Source organism: Aeromonas sp. 600948 (assembly GCF_049174875.1).
In the GTDB taxonomy this organism is placed as follows: domain Bacteria; phylum Pseudomonadota; class Gammaproteobacteria; order Enterobacterales; family Aeromonadaceae; genus Aeromonas; species Aeromonas veronii_A.
Map to the genome: position 1 here is coordinate 56,245 of NZ_JAAKTY010000016.1, position 22,572 is coordinate 78,816.

The window sequence follows — 22,572 nt, forward strand, 5'->3', positions numbered from 1 at the left end:
GTCATTTGTTTACTCCATCCTTTAATACCGATTATCTCCCGGTTTTATTTCCCGTGCAGGCTCCTGGCCGCACCTGACCGAGCAGACTGATTTCTATGAGCATTACCCTGATCCTCCACGGCAAGCAGCGACGCAAGTTGCACCTGCCCAAACAACGTCTGGCCTGGGTCGGCGGTATTCTCTTCTCCCTGTTGGCTCTTGGTGGTGGTTGGCTCTGGCAGAGCTGGCACCAGAAAATGGAGGCGCTGGAAGTGGCGCTTGCCGTTGCCGAGCAACAGTCCGTTGACCAGATTGGCGACGAAGCCCGTGAACAGTTGGCAATGCTGGCAGCTCAGGTGGGCACCATGCAGGGCCAGCTTGGCCGTCTCAATGCCCTCGGCGAACGATTGACCGAGCAGGCCGATCTCGATCCCGACGAGTTCAATTTCAAAGAGCTGCCCCCCATGGGCGGCCCTTCTTATGATGAAGAGCTGGAAGTGAGCCTCAACGAGCTGCAAGCCTCGATGAAACACCTCAGCCAGCAGCTCAGCAGCCGTGAAGAGCAGCTGTCGGTACTTGAATCTTTCATCATGAATCACCATATCACCGATGCCGGTTTTATTTCCGGCACGCCAGTCAAACAGGAGCGAGTTTGGGTCTCGTCCGGGTTTGGTGGACGGGTCGATCCGTTCAACGGGCGTGCCAAGATGCACAAAGGGGTCGATTTCCGTGGCAAACCGGGAACCCCGATTCTGGCCACCGGGCCCGGCATTGTCAGCTGGGCGGGCCGTCATCCGGAATTTGGCAATATGGTGGAGATTAATCACGGCAATGGCCTAGTCACCCGCTATGCCCACAACTCCAAGTTGCTGGTCGAGGTGGGCACCCTGGTTGATCAGGGTCAGAAGATTGCCTTGATGGGACGCACCGGTCGCGCGACCGGGGTCCATTTGCATTACGAAGTGTTGAAAGATGGTCGTCAGGTCAACCCCGCACGCTTTCTCAGTGCCAGACGGGGTTAGGTTTTTTTCTTCAGGTTCCAGTGACGGAACGCTTTATAACCAGAAATAGTTGGTACCCATGATTAGCACACTGCTTACCAAGATTATCGGCAGCCGGAACGACAGAACGCTCAAGGCTTTGCGCAAAATTGTAAAACAGATCAATGCCATGGAGCCGCAGTTCGAGGCTCTCTCCGATGCCGAGTTGCAGGCCAAAACGGCTGAATATCGTCAGCGTATCGAGCAGGGTGAGACCCTGGAGCAGTTGCTGCCGGAAGCGTTCGCGACCGTGCGTGAAGCCTCCAAGCGGGTGTTCGGCATGCGTCACTTCGACGTGCAGCTGATCGGCGGCATGGTGCTGAACTCCAACCGCATCGCGGAAATGAAAACCGGTGAAGGTAAGACCCTGACCGCAACCCTACCAGCTTACCTGAACGCCCTGAGTGGCCGTGGTGTGCACGTGGTGACGGTGAACGACTATCTGGCCAAACGTGACGCTGAGGCAAACCGCCCGCTGTTTGCCTTCCTCGGCATGACCGTCGATTGCAACGTGCCCGGTATGGATGCGTCCCAGAAGCGTGACGCCTACGCCGCCGACATCACCTACGGTACCAACAACGAATTCGGTTTTGACTACCTGCGCGACAACATGGCGTTCTCGCCGGAGCAGCGGGTACAGCGTCCGCTCAACTACGCGCTGGTGGATGAGGTGGACTCGGTGCTTATCGATGAAGCCCGTACTCCGCTGATCATCTCCGGCCCGGCTGAAGACAGCTCAGAGCTCTATATCCGCGTCAACAAGCTGATCCCGCTGCTGGTCAAACAGGACAAGGAAGACACCGAAGAGTACACCGGCGACGGTCACTACACAGTAGACGAGAAGAACCGTCAGGCTCTGCTGACCGAAAACGGCCAGATCTTCGTGGAAGAGCTGCTCAAGAAAGAGGGGCTGCTGGACGAGAACGATTCCCTGTTCTCCGCCTCCAACATCAGCCTGCTGCACCACGTCAATGCGGGTCTGCGTGCTCACACTCTGTTCGAGCGCAACGTGGACTACATCGTCCAGAAAGACGAGATCGTCATCGTTGACGAGCACACCGGCCGTACCATGCCGGGTCGTCGCTGGTCCGATGGTCTGCATCAGGCCGTTGAAGCGAAGGAAGGGGTGAAGATCCAGAACGAGAACCAGACGCTGGCATCCATCACCTTCCAGAACTACTTCCGTCTCTACAACAAGCTGGCGGGCATGACAGGTACTGCGGATACCGAAGCCTTTGAATTCCAGCAGATTTATGGCCTGGATACCGTGGTTATCCCGACCAACAAGCCGATGGTGCGCAAGGACATGGGCGATCTGGTCTACCTGACCGCCAACGAGAAGTATGCCGCCATCATCGAAGATATCCGTCAGTGTGTGGCCAAGGGCCAGCCTGTACTGGTCGGTACTGTCTCTATCGAGAACTCCGAGCTGCTCTCCGGCATCCTGACCAAGGAGAAGATCCCGCACAAGGTGCTGAACGCCAAGTTCCACGCCATGGAAGCGGAGATCGTCGCCCAGGCCGGTCAGACTGGCGCGGTCACTATCGCCACCAACATGGCCGGTCGTGGTACCGACATTGTGTTGGGCGGCAACTGGCAGGCAGAGATTGCCAAGCTGGAGAACCCGACCAGCGAGCAGATTGCAGAGCTGAAAGCCGCCTGGCAGGTGCGTCACGATGCGGTGCTAGCCGCCGGTGGCCTGCACATTATCGGCACCGAGCGTCACGAATCCCGTCGTATCGACAACCAGCTGCGCGGCCGTTCCGGTCGTCAGGGTGACCCGGGTTCCTCCCGTTTCTACCTCTCCATGGAAGATACCCTGATGCGGATCTTCGCCTCCGATCGCGTGACCGGCATGATGAAGAAGCTGGGCATGGAAGAGGGCGAAGCCATCGAGCACCCGTGGGTCACCAAGGCGATCGAAAATGCCCAGCGCAAGGTGGAAGGTCGCAACTTCGACATCCGCAAGAGCTTGCTGGAGTTTGACGATGTGGCCAACGACCAGCGCAAGGTGGTTTACGAGCAGCGTAACGAGCTGCTGGATACCAACGACATCTCCGAGACCATCCACGTTATCCGTGATGATGTCTACGGCAGCGTGATTGACGAGTACATCCCGCCCCAGTCTCTGGAAGAGATGTGGGACGTGCCGGGTCTGGAAGCACGCCTGAAGGCCGACTTCGCGCTGGATCTGCCGCTGCAGCAGTGGCTGGCGGAAGATGACAAGCTGTATGAAGAGAAGCTGCGCGAGCGCATTCTGGACGAAGCCACCAAGCTCTATGCCCACAAGGAAGAGCTGGTCGGCAAAGAGGTGCTGCGCAACTTCGAGAAAGCGGTGATGTTGCAAACTCTGGATGGCCTCTGGAAAGAGCATCTGGCGGCCATGGATCACCTGCGTCAGGGCATCCATCTGCGCGGCTACGCCCAGAAGAACCCCAAGCAGGAGTACAAGCGCGAATCCTTTGATCTGTTCACCCAGATGCTGGAAACTCTCAAGCGCGACGTGGTCAGCATCCTGAGCCGTGTTCAGGTGCAGGAGCGCGATGTGGAAGCGATGGAAGAGCAGCAGCGCCAGCAGGCGGAAGCCGCTCCCCGTACCTATACCCACGCCGCTGCCGAGAGCCAGCTGGCCGATGAACAGGCTGCGGGCGAAGAGGGTCACACCACCTTCGTACGCGACGAGCAGAAGGTCGGTCGAAACGATCCCTGCCCGTGTGGTTCCGGCAAGAAGTACAAGCACTGCCACGGTCAGTTGACCTGATCGACGCTATGCCATAACAGGCGGGCCAAGAGCCCGCCTTGTTATTGGTGGCAACAAGCGAACAGAGGTAATTGATGGAACAGAAAAAACGGATCTGGGTGGCGGTTGGTGTCATCGAGAATGAACGGGGCGATATCTTCATCGCCAGACGCTCCTCCGATCGCCATCAGGGGGATCGCTGGGAGTTTCCCGGTGGCAAGGTGGAGTCCGGTGAGGATCTGCTGACTGCGCTGGATCGGGAGCTGTGGGAAGAGATCGGCATCCGGGTATTGGATTGTGCCCCCTTTATGGAACTGCAGCACGACTACCCCGAGAAGCAGGTGTTGCTGGATATCTGGAAGGTGACCCGTTTCAGCGGCGAGCCGTTCGGCAAGGAGGGGCAGGAGTGTCTGTGGGTGCCGGTGGCCGAGCTGCACAACTACCACTTTCCCGATGCCAACGGTCCGATTGTCGCGCGGCTTCAAGGCCTGCTGGCTTGAACCGGTTGCAAAAACAAGCATCAAAAAAGGGCCCATCGGCCCTTTTTTATTTTATAGCTGAGAGTGACCAGGGGCTTATAGCCACTGATCGCCCTCTTCCTGCTCTGGCAGCAGATCCGGGTTGATCTCCCCGGGTATCCGTTTCTCTTCATCAGCCCACTCGCCGAGATCGATCAACTGGCAGCGTTTGCTGCAGAAAGGTCGGAACGGACTCTGCGAGCCCCACTCCACTTCGCTCTGGCAGGTCGGACACTTTACCTTGGTGACCATAAGTACTCCTTAGCAGCAGGCGAGCTGGAATGGCACATCGCCAATCTGCTGCTCGCCCGTAGGCAGGAAGCGCAGGGCAAAACGATTCTTGTGGCCGCTCAGGGTCGGGTAGCAGAACAGATTGCCCGGCAGCTTGATGCGGATCAGCTCGGCGCTTTCGGCGGTGTCCTGGAAGAAGCCGTTGGTCGCCACCTGCTCGCTGAAGCTGCCCGATTCACGCCACAGACGCAGCAACAGAGTGATGGCATTCATCAGCAGGGTGATGTCGCTAAGCCAGCCCTGCATCTGCTGGTGACGGGTGATGGCCGGGGTTCCGAGCCAGTGGTGCAGCTGGGGCACGTCGAAGGCACACAGACCACCCGGGATGGAGAAGCGCTGGCGAATGGAACCGAGCAGACGATCCTCTTTCAGGCGGGCTCCCGGGCGTGGCGAGTTGAGCAGGTTGCGGGAGAGCTGGCTGCTCTCTTGCTGCATCTGTTTGATCTGCTCCAGATCGACGTCGGGCAGGCTGGCCCAGTGGCTCAGACGTTGGCCGAGACGCTCCAGATCCTTGATAAGGTCAGCGCGCAAGTCACCACGCTCCAGCAGCTCCTGCAGATCGAACAGCCCTTTGAAGAAGGCGATATGGGCCCAGGATTGCTCGCTCTCCAGATTGTCGCGAATTTGGGAAAACAGGGACTCCAGACGCAGGTAGGTCCGGCTTTTTTCATTGAGGGGAAAATCGTAAATCATGCCTAATCCTGGCCAGCCATAAACCGGCCTAGTGTACTCACTGTTGACGGGGTTGTTGAGAGGCAAATGCCAGATATGTCTCGTGCAGTGCCAAAATCCGCGTTTTTATCGCCATTTCGCTGCCATTGGCGTTCTCGATGACATCATCCGCCGCAGCTAGCCGTTCTTTCCGGCTGGCCTGTGCTGCGATGATGGCTCTGGCCTGCTCGGTGCTGACGCCATCACGACGGCAGGTGCGCTCAATCTGGGTCGCTTCGTCCACATCGATCACCAGCACCCGGTCGGCGAGGCCGGTGAGTTTGTTCTCCACCAGCAGCGGCACCACCAGCAGGCAGTAAGGAGAACTGGCTGCGGCACACTGGCGCAGCATTTCACTGCGAATCAGCGGATGGAGCAGTGCATTGAGCCACTCCTTGGCCTGCGGGTCGCTGAAGACCCGCTCGCGCAGGGTGCGACGGTCGAGTTGACCGCTCGGCTCAATCACATCCGGGCCAAAATGGTCGGCGATGGTGGCAAGGGCCAGGGTGCCCGGCTCTACGACCTCGCGGGCGATCACATCGGCATCCACCACCTCGATACCCAGTTCTGCAAACTGATTGGCGATGGTGGTCTTGCCACTGCCGATACCACCGGTAATAGCAACTACATACATGGGGGGCCTCTTGCTCAAAGCAGGGTAGAGAGATACCAGTTGGTGATGGTATCGCCCCACAGCAGGGCAATCCAGCCCGCGATGGCGAGGTAGGGGCCGAAGGGGATGGGCTTGCCCTGATGATGTTTTTGCAAGGCGATCAGGCTGATGCCGATCACGGCGCCGACCAGGGATGAGAGCAGCAATATGATCGGCAGCGCCTGCCAGCCGAGCCAGGCACCCAGCGCCGCCAGCAGCTTGAAGTCGCCATAGCCCATCCCCTCCTTGCCGGTGAGCAGCTTGAAGGCCCAGTAGAGGCTCCAGAGCACCAGATAGCCGACCATGGCGCCAATCACGGCATCCGCCAGCGGTACGAAGCCACCTGCCAGATTGAACAGCAGACCGCCCCACAGCAGGGGCAGGGTGAGCTGATCTGGCAGCAACATCTTGTCGAGATCGATAAAGGTGAGGGCCACCAATACCCAAGTCAGCAGCAGGGCGGCCAGTGTGCCCCAGCCCGGCGTTATGACCATGGCAACGGCCACCGAGAGCAGGGCTGTTATCAGCTCTACCAGCGGATAGCGGGCCGAGATGGGCGCCTGACAGTCGCGGCAACGCCCCTTGAGCCAGAGCCAGCTCAGCAGCGGAATGTTCTCGATGGCGGTAATGGGGTGACCACAGTGAGGACATGCGGAGCGCGGTACCATCAGGTTGTAGCGCTCTGGTGCGATGGCCTCTTCGTCGGGGGAGAAGTAGCTGCGATACTCGGCCTGCCACTCTCGCTCCAGCATGATGGGCAGGCGGTGGATCACTACGTTGAGGAAACTGCCGATCATCAGGGAAAAGATAAAAACCAGCGAAAAAAAGAGCCATGGCAAGCCGTGAGCCAGCTCGAGAAGAAGTGTCATAACCAACCGTCAGTTATTGAATGAGTGAAGGGCATGGCTTTGGCTCCATGCCCTGATGAATCAACCCACCACGTCGCCAAGTTTGAAAATGGGCAGGTACATGGCGATAACCATGCCGCCGACCAGCACCCCGAGCACCACCATGATGAGGGGTTCCAGCAGGCTGGTAAGGCCATCGACCAGGTCGTCCACCTCTTGCTCGAAGATGGTGGCAACCTTGGAGAGCATATCATCGATAGCGCCGGACTCCTCGCCGATCATCACCATCTGGATCACCATGTCCGGGAAGAGATCGACGGTGCGCATTGCCACGTTGATCTGCATACCGGCCACCACCTCGTTGCGAATGGCCATAACGGCGGTGCGATAGACATAGTTGCCGGAGGCTCCGGCCGCCGAGATGAGTGCATCCACCAGCGGGATACCGGCCGAGAAAGTGGTTGAGAGTGTGCGGGCAAAGCGGGCCATGGCCGCCTTGTGCAGGATCATACCGACCACCGGGATGGTGAGCACAAACTTGTCGGTATTGTCCCTTACCTTCTGGGAGGCGCGCCAGGCGCGTACATAGAGGAAGATGGCGAGCGCAGCTCCGCCGAAGAAGACATACCACCAGTTCTGCATAAAGCGTGAGATGCCGATAACAAACTGGGTGAACACCGGCAGCTCGGCGCCAAAGCTCTTGAAGATATCCTCGAACTGGGGGATGACGAACAGCAGCAGGATGGAAGTCACCACTATGGCCACCAGAATAACCATGGTGGGGTAGAACATGGCCTTCTTGATCTTCGACTTGAGCGCTTCCGACTTTTCCCGATAGGTGGCGATACGGTCGTAGATGGTCTCCAGCGCACCGGATTGCTCCCCCGCCTCAACCAGATCGCAGTAGAGATCGTCAAAATGGCGAGGGTGGCGGCGCAACGCCTCCGACATGGGGGTTCCGGTCTCAACATCGGAGGCGATCTCACCCATCAGCTCGCGCATGGCGGCTTTCTCGTGGCTGCGGGCGATGATCTGCAGGCTCTGTACTAGTGGTACGCCGGCGGAGAGCATGGTGGTGATCTGGCGGGAGATAATCGCGATATCCATCGGCTTGATCTTGGCGCCGCCTTTGGAGAAGAGCCCCTGAGATTTTTTGGCCACCTTGGTGACGTTTACTCCCTGCTTGCGCAGCTCCGCCTTGACGGTATTGATGCTGTCAGCCTGCAGCTCGCCGGAGACCTTCTGCCCCTTGCGATTGACCCCGTGCCAGCGGAAGGCAAAGACTTTTTTCGGGGTGTTGTTCTTTTTCGTTAGGGTTGCCATCTTTGCATCCTGCAATTGGGCGGATGGTCAGGGAGCCCCTGAACCATCTGACCTGATAAATATCCTCAAACGGCTTGGCACCATCTGGTCGCTTGCTGGTAGATCATCTTGCTCGCATCTTGGCGAGGTTTAATTGGTGGTGACCCGGTTGACCTCGGCAAGGCTGGTGACACCAAGCCGTGCCTTCTCCAGTCCCGAAGTGCGCAGGGTGCGCATGCCCTCTTTCTGGGCAATCGCCGCAATTTGCAGGGAGTTGGCCCCCTGCATGATCAATTTTGCGATATTTTCCGACATTAGCATGATTTCGTAGATGCCGACTCGCCCCTTGTAGCCGCCGGAACACTCCTTGCAACCAACCGGTTTGAACAGTCGCAAGCCGGCTGCCAGCTGCTGCGGGGTAAAACCCAGCTCCAGCAGCTCGGCTTCCGGCACCACCTCCGGCGCCTTGCAGTGGTCGCACAGTTTACGGGCCAGCCGTTGGGCCATTATCAGGGTGACCGAAGAGGCAATATTGAAGGCGGGCACCCCCATATTCATCATCCGGGTCAGGGTTTCGGCAGCCGAGTTGGTATGCAGGGTTGAGAGCACCAGGTGGCCGGTTTGTGCCGCCTTGATGGCGATCTCGGCGGTTTCGAGATCCCGTATCTCCCCCACCATCACCACATCCGGATCTTGCCGCAAGAAGGAGCGCAGGGCGCTGGCAAAGGTGAGCCCCGCCTTGGGGTTGACCTGTACCTGGTTGACGCCCGGCAGATTGATCTCCACCGGATCTTCGGCGGTGGAGATGTTTACCTCGGTGGTGTTGAGAATATTGAGGCCGGTATAGAGCGAGACCGTCTTGCCCGAGCCGGTGGGGCCGGTGACCAGTATCATCCCCTGCGGTTTCGAGAGGGCTCGCAGGTACTGTGCCTTCTGGCGGTCGTCAAAGCCAAGCTGCTCGATATTGAGGCGGGCCGCCGAGGAGTCGAGCAGACGGATAACGATCTTCTCCCCCCACATGGTGGGCAGGGTGTTGACCCGCATATCCATCGACTTGTTGCGCGACAGCTTCAATTTGATGCGGCCATCCTGCGGCAGCCGCCGCTCGGCGATATCGAGCCGCGCCATCACCTTGAGGCGGGCAGAGAAGCGGTTGGCCAGATTGACCGGCGGGGTTGCGATTTCGTGCAAAATGCCATCGATGCGAAAGCGCACTCGATATTTGAACTCATAGGGCTCGAAGTGCAGGTCGGAGGCACCGCGCTTGATGGCATCCATCAGGATCTTGTTGATGTACTTGACGATGGGGGCGTCGTCATCGGCGGTATTGACGCTCTCGTCCAGCCGGCTGTTCTCGTCGGAGACTTCGAGATCGGAAATCTCGGCCTCATCGATCTCCTCCATGCCGAGGGCATCGTTTTCGCTCTCCAGCAGCTTGCCGATGGCGGCGGTGAGCTTGTTCTCCTCCACCAGCAGCGCCTCGGTATGGAGTCCGAAGCTGAAGCCGAAGTCCTCCAGGGCCGAGACATTGGTCGGATCCGACATGGCGATATAGAGAGTGTGGCCCTGGGTGTAGATGGGCAGCACATGGTGTTTCTCAATCAGCTTCTGATTGAGGTACTTCTGCGGGATCTCGGCCAAATCGAAGGCGGCAAGATCCAGCAGAGGTACCCCATACTCCAGCTCGCAAAAATCGGCGAGCGCCTTGCTGTCGAGGATGTCGTTTTCTATCAGAAAGGTGACAAAGGGTTTGCGCTGGGCCTTGGCCTGGCTCAGATAGCGCTGGGAGTCCTCTTCACTGATCAGTGAAGAGGCGGCCAGGCTTAACGCCAGGCCGCTATTAGGGCTAGATGTCATGTATTAGCAGATGCCTGCTGTTACACAAGTCCCCCCATTGGCATCGCTGGAACCATCATGCTTCCAAGTCACTTGTTTTGTTGTCGCATCCACAGTTCCTTTAAGAATGTAAGTTGCTCCTGCTGCACTAGAACCTGAGTTTATGCCTTGAGATGTCACCGTAATTTTTACGTTAGGAGCTGTGTCTGCTGCGAGAGCCACGGCATTTACATAGCCTGCAGCAGAAGGCGCTGGAGGTATGCCGTTTGCACCTTGACTGGTACAAAGAGTATTGGTTGTGGCAATGTCTTTTGTTTGAGCACATACCTCAACAGCAGTTTTTAGTGCCCCTGTAGCTGAGATTACTTCTGAGAATTTCGCTTTTTGTGTGTACGTTTGATATGCAGGCAATGCAATCGCCGCCAGAATGGCTACGATCGCGACCACGATCATCAATTCAATAAGTGTAAAGCCTGATTGTTTCTTCATTTCGCTGTTCATGGAAAATATCCTTTTATCCTTGGTTCCTGGGAAGTGCCGGTGGAAAATCATCTGCACGTCAGTATCTTATCCGAGCTGTCAGGGGTGGCAACAGAGATTGTCTATTTTGTTAATCACACTTCTTTCATTTAGCAAAAACTTGATGCGTGTCATAAAAGAAGTGGCCTCCTATGACTCTTTCTGTGGCCGGATTAGGGTCCGTCTGTACACTCCTTTGCCGAGGGATCCTGCATAAAGAAAAGGCGCCCATGGCGCCTTTTGCAAGTTGTTTATCCGGTTATATCGAGTGTTTGCTCAAGCCTGTGGGGGGCGTCTCACGGTTGGATAAAGCGCATGGAGAGATCGAGTGCCCGTACATGCTTGGTCAGCGCCCCGACCGAGATAAAATCGACACCGGTGGAGGCAAACTCGGCCAGAGTATCCAGCGTCACATTGCCGGAGACTTCGAGCTTGGCGCGGCCCTGATTGATGGCGACGGCTTCGCGCATCATGGTCACGTCGAAGTTGTCGAGCATCACGATATCGGCGTTGGCCGCCAGCGCCTGCTCCAGTTCTGCCAGTGATTCCACTTCCACCTCCACCGGTTTGCCCGGATTGAGATGACGAGCCTCATTAATCGCCTCGGCAATACCACCACAGGCCAGGATGTGGTTCTCCTTGATGAGATAGGCGTCGTAGAGGCCGATGCGGTGATTCTTGCCGCCGCCACAGGTGACCGCGTACTTCTGGGCGGTGCGCAGCCCCGGTATGGTCTTGCGGGTGTCGAGCAGACGGCAGTCGGTGCCCTCCAGCTCAGCCACATAGCGAGCGGTGAGGGTGGCGACGCCGGAGAGGGTCTGGACAAAGTTCAGGGCATTGCGCTCGCCGGTCAGCAGCAGGCGGGCAGGGCCGTGGAGGCGAAACAGCTCCTGATTGGGGGAGAGCACTTCCCCATCCTGGACCTTCCACTCCACCTTCACGTCGCCGCCGAGCTGGGCCTTCAGTTGCAGGAAGACTTCATCCACCCAGGGTTGGCCGCAGAATACGCCGGCTTCACGGGTGATAACCCGGGCGCTGGCCATCCGATCGGCCGGGATCAGCTGGGCGGTGATATCGGCGCTGGCGTCCGGTTGGTCCAGCGTGGTGAGGGCATCGCCCAGATCTTCGAGTAGTGCGGCGCGCACGGCGCGGCTGACATCCTGTTGAAACATGCCTTATTCCTGCAAGGGTCTGAGCAGCAGTTGCCGCTCCTTTTGAACCAGCTCCAGCCGACCGAGGGCGTTCATGCCAACCAGCACTTCGTCACCGTCTGCCACCGGATTGATAAAGATGGCCAGATCGTACAAGGTCAATGGCCCCATCGCCAGCGTTTCGATGGTGCCGTTGCCGACCCGGATCTGCCCCGCGGCGGTATTGACCTGGCTGCTGCCATAAGCGGTCAGGCCGAGCCGCTCGGCAACCTGCTGCGGGATGGTGATGCGGGTGGCGCCGGTATCGAGCAGCAGTTGCACCGGCTGGCCGTTGATGGCACCCTCCAGACGATAGTGGCCGCTCTGGTCGGCTCGCAACAACAGTTCGCCGCTGGCGGTGACGCTTGGTTGGTTGCGGGAGTGAAAATAGAGGGTCAGCAGGCCCATCAAAGAGAGCCAGGCCAGTAACCACATCCAGCGTGCCGTGTGCTGCATACCCCATCCATATCGAGCGGAAGATGACTCAGCCTAACATACCATTTCCCGTTGATTCAGTGAGTTGGTGCCGGGTTGCCTATCAGGTATTTTCGTTTTTTCGCCATTTATCAGCCAACTCGAGTAGCCGATGACTCAACTCGCTTCGCAACCTTGTTTCTCTATCGATGCCGCTGGCTGGTGCCAGCAGGCGCGCCGGGTGCCTTCTCCCCATCACAACGAACGGGCAGCCCCGGATGATATCTCCCTGCTGGTGGTGCATGGCATCAGCCTGCCGCCGGGGGAGTTCGGCGGCCCCTTTATCGACGATCTTTTTATGGGGAGGCTCGACCCCGATGCCCACCCCTATTTTGCCGGTATCCATCAGTTGCGGGTTTCGGCCCATTGCCTGATCCGCCGTGATGGCGAGCTGGTGCAGTATGTGCCGTTCGGCGCACGCGCCTGGCATGCTGGTGTCTCGAGCTGGCAGGGGAGGGAGGCATGCAATGACTTCTCCATCGGCATCGAGCTGGAAGGGACTGACGAAATCCCCTACACCGAGGCTCAATACCGGGCATTGGCAGGGCTCACTCGAGCTATCTCGGAGCGCTATCCGGCCATCACCCACGAAAAAATTGTCGGTCATTGCGATATCGCGCCAGGGCGCAAGACGGATCCCGGAGCCAGTTTTCAGTGGGATTACTACCGGCAGTTACTAAACAGATAAAGTAAATATTCAAATTTAGTTTGGATTTTAAAATCAATGGCTTGCCTATCTGGCAGGCCATTTTTGTCTCTGGTTGCGCAAATGTTATTTGTGAGCGTGGTCAAGAATATTGGTCAGACCATTTTCTATGAGCTAAATCATGTTTCCCCTGCTTTACTCCTTAAGTGGCGGGGTTGATTCTTGACTCAGATCATCTTTTGAGTGGACTTTTCAAAAGGCCTCTGCTAATTTTCGCCCCATCCATAAAATTGGTAATACCAATTTAACAAAGTAGCCTCATGCCCTATCGCAAGATTACGCAACCCAAGTTGGCCGACTCCATTGTCGCCGAGCTGGAACAGATGATTCTGGAAGGCAGCCTGCAGCCGGGGCAGAAATTGCCTCCCGAGCGGGAACTCGCCATCCAGTTTCAGGTATCGCGCCCCTCCTTGCGCGAAGCCATCCAGCGACTGGAAGCGCGCGGATTGCTTTATCGCCGTCAGGGCGGCGGCACTTATGTGCAGAATGCCCTGAGCAAGGGGATCGCCGATCCTCTGTTCGAACTGCTCAGTACCCACCCGGAAGCCCGGTATGACCTGCTGGAGTTTCGCCACGCGCTGGAAGGCATCTGTGCCTACTACGCGGCCTTGCGGGGAACCGGGTCTGATTTCGAGCGCATTCGTCAGGTGCAAACCACCATCGAAGAGGCGGGCCAGCTGGGCTCGCTGGTGGCCGAGTCGGCAGCCGTGACCCAGTTCTATCTGGCGGTGGCCGAGGCGTCCCACAACGTGGTGCTGCTGCACCTGCTACGGGCCATGAGCCCGATGCTCGAACAGAACATTCTGCAGAATAACGAGATTTTGAATCGCCGCCCGGGAGTGGTAGCCAAGATACGTCGCCATCGCGCGAATCTGATCGAGGCTATTCTTTCGGGGGCTCCGGAGCGGGCCAGAACAGCTTGTCATGAGCATCTGGCCTTTATCGAGGACACCTTGTTGGATATGCAGAGGGAAGACAGCCGGATCCAGCGATCCATGCGTCGGATCCGTCAGCAGGAAAACTAATCCCACAAGGCTTTATTGTCGAATGCTTGCGCCCTTCGCCGTGCAATGCCGTGCAATCACAACAACATAGGAACCAGCCATGTCTGATATCCTGAAGAACGATGTGGACCCGATAGAAACGCTGGAGTGGCTTGCCTCTCTGGAATCCCTGCTGCGTGAAGAGGGTCCGCAACGCGCTCAGTTCATCCTTGAACAGTTGGCCGAGAAAGCCCGCGTAAGCGGTGTGGACGTGGCTGCCAAGGCAAATCGCGATTACATCAACACCATCCCGTCCAGCGACGAGCCGGACTACCCGGGTGACCTGGAGATGGAACGCCGCATTCGCGCCATCATCCGCTGGAACGCCATGATGATCGTGCTGCGCGCGTCCAAGAAAGACCTGGACCTGGGTGGTCACATGTCTTCCTTCGCTTCTTCTGCGACCATCTATGATGTCTGTTTCAACCACTTCTTCCGTGCTCGCAACGAGAAGGATGGTGGTGATCTGGTTTACTTCCAGGGTCACATCTCTCCGGGCATCTATGCTCGCGCCTTTGCTGAAGGTCGTCTGACCGAAGAGCAGCTGGACAACTTCCGTCAGGAAGTGGACGGCAAGGGTATCCCTTCCTATCCGCACCCGAAACTGATGCCGGACTTCTGGCAGTTCCCGACCGTCTCCATGGGTCTGGGCCCCATCGCCGCCATCTATCAGGCTCGCTTCCTGAAGTACCTGACCGACCGTGGTATCAAGGATTGCTCCGAGCAGACCGTTTACGCCTTCCTGGGTGACGGCGAGATGGACGAGCCGGAAGCCAAGGGTGCCCTGACTGTTGCCGTGCGTGAAAAGCTCGACAACCTGGTGTTCGTGGTCAACTGCAACCTGCAGCGTCTGGATGGTCCGGTTGTCGGTAACGGCAAGGTCATCAACGAGCTGGAAGGCCTGTTCGCTGGCGCCGGTTGGGATGTCACCAAGGTGATCTGGGGTCGCAAGTGGGATGAGCTGCTGAAGAAAGACACTTCCGGCAAGCTGATCCAGCTGATGAACGAGACCGTGGACGGTGACTACCAGACCATGAAGTCCCGCGACGGTGGCTACATCCGCGAGCACTTCTTCAACCGTTATCCGGAAACTGCCGCGCTGGTCAAAGACATGACCGACGAGGAGATCTTCGCTCTGAACCGCGGTGGTCACGATCCTCGCAAACTGTTCGCTGCATTCAACAAGGCGACCCAGACCAAGGGCAAGCCGACCGTTATTCTGGCCAAGACCATCAAGGGTTACGGTATGGGTGAAGCGGCCGAAGGCAAGAACATCGCTCACCAGGTCAAGAAGATGGAGCTGGACTCCGTGCGTCACCTGCGTGACCGCTTCAACCTGCCGGTGGCCGACGAGCAGCTGGCCGATCTGCCGTACCTGAAGATCGAAGAGGGCAGTGAAGAGCACAAGTACCTGCATGCTCGTCGTGCAGCCCTGAAAGGCTATCTGCCGACCCGTCTGCGCGAAAGCACCACCAAGCTGGAAATCCCGGCGCTGGATGCCTTCGGCCCGCTGTTGGGCGAGCAAGCGCGCGAAATCTCCACCACCATGGCGTTCGTGCGTTCCCTGAACGTGATGCTGAAAGACAAGTCCATCGGCAAGCGCATCGTTCCGATCCTCGCTGACGAAGCCCGTACCTTCGGTATGGAAGGTCTGTTCCGCCAGATCGGTATCTACAGCCCGCACGGTCAGCAGTACACCCCGCAAGACCGCGACATCGTCTCCTACTACAAGGAAGACAAGCAGGGTCAGGTTCTGCAAGACGGTATCAACGAGCTGGGCGCCATGTCCTCCTGGCTGGCTGCTGCGACCTCTTACAGCACCAACGATTGCCCGATGATCCCGTTCTACATCTACTACTCCATGTTCGGCTTCCAGCGGATCGGCGACATGGCGTGGGCAGCCGGTGACCAGCAAGCCCGTGGCTTCCTGCTGGGTGCAACCTCCGGTCGTACTACCCTGAACGGCGAAGGTCTGCAGCACGAAGATGGTCACAGCCACATCCTGGCGAACACCATTCCGAACTGCATCTCTTACGACCCGTCCTATGCCTATGAAGTGGCGGTGATCGTACAGGACGGCCTGCGCCGCATGTACGGTGAGAACCCGGAAAACGTGTTCTACTACATCACCACCCTGAACGAGAACTACGCCATGCCGGCCATGCCGGAAGGCGCCGAGGAAGGCATCCGCAAGGGTATCTACAAGCTGGAATCCGTCGCCGGTGCCAAGGCGAAAGTTCAGCTGCTGGGTTGTGGTTCCATCCTGGGGCACGTGCGCAAGGCTGCCCAGATCCTGGCCAGCGAGTACGGCATCGGTTCCGATGTGTTCAGCGTCACCTCCTTCAACGAGCTGGCCCGTGACGGTCAGGACGCGGATCGCTGGAACATGCTGCACCCGACCTCTGAAGCGCGTGTTCCCTACATCGCTCAGGTACTGGGTTCCGAAGCCACCATCGCTGCGACCGACTACATGAAGTCCTTCGCCGATCAGGTTCGCGCCTTCGTTCCGACCGAGAACTACCGCGTGCTGGGTACCGACGGCTACGGCCGTTCCGACAGCCGTGCCAACCTGCGTCGTCACTTCGAAGTGAACGAGTTCTACGTGGTGGTTGCTGCTCTGACCGAACTGGCCAAGCGCGGCGAGGTAGACAAGCAGGTTGTGGCCGACGCCATCGCCAAGTACGGCATCGATGCCGACAAGGTCAACCCGCTGTACGCGTAAGTGGATCAAGGGTCGCGCCGTCATGCGGCGTGACCCTGCCAGGATTTAAAACGGTTAACGCGAGATGTGCGTGGCGGCATCAGCCAGTCACGCGGATCGACGCAAGAGGATAAAGCACAATGTCCAAACAGATTATGGTGCCGGATATCGGCGCCGATGAAGTTGAAGTCACCGAGATTATGGTGGCCGTGGGTGACAAGGTCGAGCTGGACCAGTCCATCATCGCGGTAGAAGGCGACAAGGCCTCCATGGAAGTACCGGCCCCGTCTGCCGGTATCGTTAAAGAGATCCTGATCAAGGTAGGCGACAAGGTTGCCACCGGTTCCCAGATCATGATCTTCGAAGCCGAAGGCGCTGCCGCCCCTGCTGAAGTGGCTGCACCGGCTGCCGCTGCTCCGGCCGCCGCACCTGCCGCTGCCGTGCGCAAAGATGTGCACGTACCGGACATCGGTGACGACGAAGTGGACGTGACTGAAATCATGGTTGCCGTGGGCGACATGGTTGAAGCCGACCAGTCCATCATTGCCGTGGAAGGTGACAAGGCCTCCATGGAAGTGCCAGCGCCGTTTGCCGGTCGCGTGGTCGAGATCAAGGTTGCCGCTGGTGCCAAGGTCTCTACCGGTTCTCTGGTGATGGTATTTGAAGTGGCTGGCGCTGCGCCTGCTGCCGTTGCTGCTCCGGCTCAAGCTGCCGCGCCCGTGGCTGCTGCCCCGGTTGCCGCCGCTGCCAAAGAGGTCAACGTACCGGATATCGGTGGCGACGAAGTGGAAGTCACCGAGATCATGGTTGCCGTGGGTGACAAGGTTGAAGCTGACCAGTCCCTGATCGCCGTGGAAGGTGACAAGGCCTCCATGGAAGTGCCTGCGCCGTTCGCCGGTGTGGTCAAAGAGATCAAGGTGAAGGCGGGTGACAAGGTCTCCACCGGTTCCCTGATCATGGTATTCGAAGTGGCTGGCGCAGCTCCTGCTGCCGCGCCGGTTGCTCAAGCTGCCGCTCCGGTCGCCGCTGCCCCTGTTACTGCTGCTTCGGCTCCGGTTGCTCAGGCTGCTGCCGCTGCGACCGATTTCGTTGCCAACGACGCTTATGTACACGCCTCTCCGGCGGTACGCCGTCTGGCGCGCGAGTTCGGCGTCAACCTGGCCAAGGTGAAAGCCTCCGGTCGCAAGGGCCGCATCGTCAAAGAAGACGTGCAAGCCTACGTGAAGGATGCCATCAAGCGTGCCGAGTCCGCTCCTGCCTCTGCCGGCGTAGCCGGTGGCAACGGTCTGGGCGTACTGCCGTGGCCGAAAGTAGACTTCAGCAAGTTCGGTGATGTGGAAGAGGTCGAGCTGACCCGCATCCAGAAGATCTCCGGTCCGAACCTGCACCGCAACTGGGTCATGATCCCTCATGTCACCCAGTTCGACGAAGCCGATACCACCGAGCTGGAAGCGTTCCGCAAAGAGCAGAATGCGATGCTCGAGAAGCAGAAGGCAGACGTGAAGATCACCCCGCTGGTGTTCATCCTGAAAGCCGCCGCCAAGGCGCTGGAAGCCCACCCGCGCTTCTGCAGCTCCCTGTCCGAAGATGGCAGCAAGCTGATCATGAAGAAGTACATCCACATCGGTGTGGCGGTAGATACCCCCAACGGTCTGGTTGTGCCCGTGGTGCGCGATGTTAACAAGAAGGGCATCATGGAGCTGTCTCGCGATCTGGCCGAGATCTCCAAGAAGGCCCGTGCCGGCAAGCTGACCGCTGCCGACATGCAGGGCGGTTGCTTCACCATCTCCAGCCTGGGTGGCATCGGCGGTACCAGCTTTACCCCGATCGTCAACGCGCCGGAAGTGGCCATCCTCGGTGTTTCCAAGTCCGAGATGAAGCCGAAGTGGAACGGCAAAGAGTTCGCGCCGCGCCTGATGCTGCCGCTGGCTCTGAGCTACGACCACCGCGTGATCGATGGTGCCGATGGGGCTCGCTTCATCACCACCATGAACGGCGTGCTGTCCGACATTCGTCGACTGGTCCTGTAAGTGAGAGGGCGGGCCCAGAGCCTGCCCTTTTTACTTCTCATTTCATTAACATGATCGTAAACTTGCCCCGTTTTTTTCACGGCTGCAGCCACCCGTTTCGGTATAAGACTGCGCTGTCCGGGGATATAAGAACGACAAAGAGGTCATGATGAGTAAAGAAATCAAAACCCAGGTCGTAGTACTGGGTGCTGGCCCTGCCGGTTATTCCGCTGCTTTCCGTGCAGCCGATCTGGGTCTGGATACTATTATCGTCGAGCGTTACTCCACCCTGGGTGGCGTCTGCCTGAACGTGGGCTGCATCCCCTCCAAGGCGCTGCTGCACGTTGCCAAAGTGATTGAAGAAGCCAAGGCGCTGGCCGAGCACGGCATTGTCTTCGGTGCACCGCAGACCGACATCGACAAGATCCGTCTGTGGAAAGAGAAGGTTATCAACCAGCTGACCGGCGGTCTGGCTGGCATGGCCAAGATGCGTAAAGTTCAGGTTGTTAACGGCTTGGGTAAATTTACCGGCCCGAACACGCTCGAAGTGACCGGGGAAGACGGCAAAACCACCGTGACCTTCGACAACGCCATCATCGCGGCCGGTTCCCGTCCGGTGAAGCTGCCGTTCATTCCCCACGATGACCCGCGCGTATGGGACTCTACCGATGCGCTGGAGCTGAAAACCGTTCCTGGCAAACTGCTGGTTATCGGTGGCGGCATCATCGGTCTGGAGATGGGTACCGTTTACTCCTCTCTGGGTTCCGAGATCGACGTGGTGGAATTTGCCGACCAGCTGGTTCCGGCTGCCGACAAAGACATCGTCAAGATCTATACCAAGCGTGTGGCCAAGAAATTCAACATCATGCTGGAGACCAAGGTCACCGCAGTTGAAGCGCGCGAAGACGGCCTGTACGTCTCCTATGAAGGCAAACACGCCCCGGCCGAGCCGGTTCGTTACGACAACGTGCTGGTTGCCGTAGGCCGTGTGCCGAACGGCAAGATGCTGGATGCCGAGAAAGCTGGCGTTGCCGTGACCGAACGCGGTTTCATCGAGGTGGACAAGCAGCTGCGTACCAACGTGGCGCACATCCACGCCATCGGTGACATCGTGGGCCAGCCGATGCTGGCACACAAAGGTGTGCACGAAGGTCACGTTGCCGCTGAAGTTATCGCCGGCAAGAAGCACTACTTCGACCCGAAAGTGATCCCGTCCATCGCCTACACCGAGCCAGAGATGGCATGGGTTGGTCTGACCGAGAAGGAAGCCAAGCAACAGGGCCTGAACTTCGAAGTCGCCACCTTCCCGTGGGCTGCTTCCGGTCGCGCCATTGCGTCCGACTGCTCCGACGGTATGACCAAGCTGATCTTCGACAAGGAGAGCGGCCGCGTCATCGGTGGTGCCATCGTGGGTACCAACGGTGGTGAACTGCTGGGTGAAATCGGTCTGGCCATCGAGATGGGGGCTGACGCCGAAGATATCGCGCTGACCATCCACGCTCACCCGACTCTGCACGAGTCCGTGGGTCTGGCTGCCGAAGTGTTCGAAGGCTCCATCACCGACCTGCCGAACGCCAAGGCCAAGAAGAAAAAGTAATCTTCTGCCATCTTCATGAAAAAGCCGCTCATTTGAGCGGCTTTTTGTTTTCGGGGTTTGGCTAAGAGGTTAGCAGCGCCCCTTCTTGGCCTGACCGGGCGGGCAGAAGGTGCCATAACCGCCACCACTGCCGTCACTGACCCGGATCCGGGTATCGTCTACGCTCACGTCGGCGCCGTGTACCCGCACCGGCCCGTTGCTGCAGGCGCTGAGCACTCCTCCCAGCAACACCATCACTATCAGTTTGCCCATAACTCCTCCTCATATTTCCCTGATTATGAGGCATTTCGAGAGCCGCATAACGGCGGTTGAATGGCCGTGCGTCACCGTTTGCCGTGGCTATGACAGAGGGTGCCGCAGCGCCCTCTGGTGAGTCTTCATAAGTGGGATGCAGACTACAGCCGGAAGTTGCCAACCAGCTTGTCCAGCTGACCGGAGAGCTGCTGCAGGCTGCGGCTGGACTCGGTCAGCTGGTGGGCGATATCTGCGGTCTCCATGGTGAGCTGGTTGATATCTTCCACGTTGCGGTTGATCTCGCCGACCACACTGGACTGCTCCTCGGTGGCGGTGGCGACCTGGATATTCATGTCGTTGATCTGGGTGATGTGGGCGGTGATCTGTCCGAGGGCGGCGTTGGCCTCATCGGCCTGGCTCACCACCTCCAGACTCTGGTCGCGCCCCTGTGCCATGGCGCTGACGGCGCGGGCACTCTGCTCCTGCAAGCGGTTGATCATCCCCTGGATCTCGGCAGTCGAGGCGGCGGAGCGGTTAGCCAGATTGCGCACCTCATCTGCCACCACGGCGAAACCGCGACCCTGTTCACCGGCGCGAGCGGCCTCGATGGCGGCGTTCAGTGCCAGCAGGTTGGTCTGCTCCGAGATGCTGCGGATGGTTTCGAGGATGCTGCCGATGGAGTCGGTCTGGCTCGCCAGCGACTCGATAACCCCTGCCACCAGCTCAATCTCGCCGGAGAGGTCGACGATGCCGTGGCGCGCCTGCGCCACCACTACCGCCCCTGCATCGGCCTGATTGTTGGCCTGTCTGGCTACTTCGGCTGCCAGAGAGGCGTTACCGGCGATCTCGCTCACCGTGGCACCCATCTCGTGGATGGCGGTAGCCACCTGTACGGTACGGTCACGCTGGGCAGTACAGTTGTGCTGGGTCAGCTGCGCCTTGTTGGCCACCTCGTTGGCGGTGGCCGCGAGCTGGCGGGAGTTCTCTGCTACCTGCTCGATGGAGCCGTGGATCTTGGCGACGAAGTTGTTGAAGCCGGTGGCAACCTGGCTCAGCTCGTCACGTCCTTCCACCTTGAGGCGCTGGGTGAGGTCCCCATCGCCGCTGCCCAGCTCCTTGAACAGGCGGGCCAACTCGTTGAGCGGGCGGCTGACCGAGCCTGCCAGCAACATCCCCATCAGCCCCATGGCCAGCGCAATCACCAGCGAGATCATCAGGATCTCGTTGCGGGTCTGATCCAGTTCGGCATAGATCTCGGCTTCTGGCACCTGGGCCACCAGATACCAGTCGAGCAGCGGGATATAGCTGCTGGCCAGTACCATGGGCTCGCCGCTCACCTCGGCGTTGATGACGGCAAAGGGGCGTTTGGCCAGCAGGCTGCCGGTATCACCACTGGCAATGTTGCCAAGCGTGTCACGCTCGATGCGGTTGGCCTCGGGGTGCAGCTTCACCTTGCCGCTGCCATCGACCATAAAGACGATGCCGCTCTCTTCCAGCCGGAAGTTGGAGACCATGGTCACCATGGTATCGAGGGATTTGGCAAAGCCTGCCAGCCCGCGCCCGTTGAGTTGCTGGAAGTTGACGAACAGCTTCACCTCGCCGTTGCTCTCGCGGAAGATGCTGAGGGTCATCTCCTTCTGGCTCTTGGTGTAGTCATAGAACCAGGCGTCTTGCGTGGGGGTCAGGTTGCGCAGAAAGCCATCCTGGTTGTAGTAGGCGGCACTCTGGCGATCGGCGAAGGAGGCGGTCACCAGACCATACTGGTTGGCCACATCCTTGAGCTGGTTAATGAGGATCGGCTCCTGCTCTTTGGGCATGCCCCGATCCACCCAGTCGAGGATGAAGCGGTCGGTGGCCAGTTGGCGTGCGGCCTGGGCGATGCCGTGGAGATCCTGTTCAATCTCCTTGCTGATCCGCTGGGTCAGGTTGGGGAGCTCCTGCTCGAACATCCGGTTTTCGATCAGTTGCTGGGCCGAGCGTTGACTGAAGTAGCCTACCAGCAGGCAGGAGACGACCACGGCCAGGGTGACCGTGGCCAGTATTTTCTGTTTAAGAGTGAGGGTTGCCAGCATAAAGGTGCTCAAAAGGTTGAGATTGACGACGCTCATATTAGCGGCAGCGCGGCGCTACCCATGAGGCTTGCAGCCCTTTATTTGCGGATTACGTTTGCGCTCACAGGGGC

The 22,572-nt window shown here is 58.7% G+C and carries 19 protein-coding genes; 8 read left to right on the forward strand and 11 right to left on the reverse strand.

The window, feature by feature from the left end; genetic code table 11:
• Positions 1–95: 95 nt before the first annotated feature.
• The 3 genes from G5182_RS14180 to mutT all read left to right on the forward strand — a co-directional run bounded on the left by G5182_RS14180 (position 96) and on the right by mutT (position 4,259).
• Complete coding sequence (locus G5182_RS14180; RefSeq protein WP_421254446.1) at positions 96–1,001, forward strand: peptidoglycan DD-metalloendopeptidase family protein; 906 nt, start codon at positions 96–98, stop codon at positions 999–1,001.
• Between the two features lie 58 nt (positions 1,002–1,059).
• Entirely contained in the window at positions 1,060–3,780 is a 2,721-nt protein-coding gene (gene secA, locus G5182_RS14185; protein ID WP_204482309.1) for a preprotein translocase subunit SecA, read from the forward strand.
• A 74-nt stretch (positions 3,781–3,854) separates the two neighbouring features.
• Positions 3,855–4,259, forward strand: a complete 405-nt coding sequence (gene mutT / locus G5182_RS14190; RefSeq protein ID WP_019444787.1) for an 8-oxo-dGTP diphosphatase MutT — start codon at positions 3,855–3,857, stop codon at positions 4,257–4,259.
• A gap of 75 nt (positions 4,260–4,334) precedes the next feature.
• On the opposite strand, the gene yacG is transcribed toward mutT, so the two are convergent.
• The 9 genes from yacG to G5182_RS14235 all read right to left on the reverse strand — a co-directional run bounded on the left by yacG (position 4,335) and on the right by G5182_RS14235 (position 12,082).
• The gene (yacG, locus tag G5182_RS14195) at positions 4,335–4,529 is read right to left on the reverse strand and encodes a DNA gyrase inhibitor YacG (protein ID WP_216952204.1); all 195 of its coding nucleotides are present in this window, start codon (positions 4,527–4,529) and stop codon (positions 4,335–4,337) included.
• 9 nt (positions 4,530–4,538) lie between these two features.
• Entirely contained in the window at positions 4,539–5,261 is a 723-nt protein-coding gene (zapD, locus tag G5182_RS14200) for a cell division protein ZapD (protein ID WP_216952203.1), read from the reverse strand.
• A gap of 37 nt (positions 5,262–5,298) precedes the next feature.
• Positions 5,299–5,913, reverse strand: coding sequence for a dephospho-CoA kinase (gene coaE / locus G5182_RS14205; RefSeq protein WP_421254447.1), 615 nt, complete (start codon positions 5,911–5,913; stop codon positions 5,299–5,301).
• Between the two features lie 14 nt (positions 5,914–5,927).
• The gene (locus tag G5182_RS14210) at positions 5,928–6,800 is read right to left on the reverse strand and encodes a prepilin peptidase (protein WP_421254448.1); all 873 of its coding nucleotides are present in this window, start codon (positions 6,798–6,800) and stop codon (positions 5,928–5,930) included.
• A gap of 60 nt (positions 6,801–6,860) precedes the next feature.
• A complete protein-coding gene (locus G5182_RS14215) occupies positions 6,861–8,102 on the reverse strand; it encodes a type II secretion system F family protein (protein WP_227341827.1) in 1,242 nt (413 codons plus the stop codon).
• Positions 8,103–8,231: 129 nt separating this feature from the next.
• On the reverse strand, positions 8,232–9,938 hold the full coding sequence (gene tapB, locus G5182_RS14220; RefSeq protein ID WP_266134898.1) for a PilB family type IVa pilus assembly ATPase TapB: 1,707 nt from the start codon (positions 9,936–9,938) through the stop codon (positions 8,232–8,234).
• A 3-nt stretch (positions 9,939–9,941) separates the two neighbouring features.
• Positions 9,942–10,418, reverse strand: coding sequence for a pilin (locus tag G5182_RS14225; protein ID WP_421254449.1), 477 nt, complete (start codon positions 10,416–10,418; stop codon positions 9,942–9,944).
• 314 nt (positions 10,419–10,732) lie between these two features.
• Complete coding sequence (gene nadC, locus G5182_RS14230) at positions 10,733–11,608, reverse strand: carboxylating nicotinate-nucleotide diphosphorylase (protein WP_421254450.1); 876 nt, start codon at positions 11,606–11,608, stop codon at positions 10,733–10,735.
• A gap of 3 nt (positions 11,609–11,611) precedes the next feature.
• Positions 11,612–12,082: a retropepsin-like aspartic protease family protein gene (locus G5182_RS14235; RefSeq protein WP_201905148.1), complete on the reverse strand. Its 471-nt coding sequence runs from the start codon at positions 12,080–12,082 to the stop codon at positions 11,612–11,614.
• A gap of 130 nt (positions 12,083–12,212) precedes the next feature.
• On the opposite strand from G5182_RS14235, the gene ampD reads away from it, so the two are divergent.
• From ampD to lpdA, 5 genes are all read left to right on the forward strand, one after another.
• On the forward strand, positions 12,213–12,788 hold the full coding sequence (gene ampD / locus G5182_RS14240; RefSeq protein WP_421254451.1) for a 1,6-anhydro-N-acetylmuramyl-L-alanine amidase AmpD: 576 nt from the start codon (positions 12,213–12,215) through the stop codon (positions 12,786–12,788).
• Between the two features lie 278 nt (positions 12,789–13,066).
• Positions 13,067–13,831, forward strand: a complete 765-nt coding sequence (gene pdhR, locus G5182_RS14245; RefSeq protein WP_159144446.1) for a pyruvate dehydrogenase complex transcriptional repressor PdhR — start codon at positions 13,067–13,069, stop codon at positions 13,829–13,831.
• Between the two features lie 79 nt (positions 13,832–13,910).
• Complete coding sequence (gene aceE, locus G5182_RS14250) at positions 13,911–16,571, forward strand: pyruvate dehydrogenase (acetyl-transferring), homodimeric type (protein ID WP_227341830.1); 2,661 nt, start codon at positions 13,911–13,913, stop codon at positions 16,569–16,571.
• A 119-nt stretch (positions 16,572–16,690) separates the two neighbouring features.
• The gene (aceF, locus tag G5182_RS14255) at positions 16,691–18,580 is read left to right on the forward strand and encodes a pyruvate dehydrogenase complex dihydrolipoyllysine-residue acetyltransferase (protein ID WP_216952196.1); all 1,890 of its coding nucleotides are present in this window, start codon (positions 16,691–16,693) and stop codon (positions 18,578–18,580) included.
• Between the two features lie 148 nt (positions 18,581–18,728).
• Entirely contained in the window at positions 18,729–20,156 is a 1,428-nt protein-coding gene (gene lpdA / locus G5182_RS14260) for a dihydrolipoyl dehydrogenase (protein ID WP_005341659.1), read from the forward strand.
• Positions 20,157–20,225: 69 nt separating this feature from the next.
• On the opposite strand, the gene G5182_RS14265 is transcribed toward lpdA, so the two are convergent.
• Positions 20,226–20,408 carry a hypothetical protein gene (locus G5182_RS14265; protein ID WP_216952195.1) on the reverse strand — a complete coding sequence of 61 codons (183 nt, stop codon included), beginning with the start codon at positions 20,406–20,408 and terminating at the stop codon, positions 20,226–20,228.
• 143 nt (positions 20,409–20,551) lie between these two features.
• Complete coding sequence (locus G5182_RS14270; protein WP_421254452.1) at positions 20,552–22,462, reverse strand: methyl-accepting chemotaxis protein; 1,911 nt, start codon at positions 22,460–22,462, stop codon at positions 20,552–20,554.
• Positions 22,463–22,572: the final 110 nt, after the last annotated feature.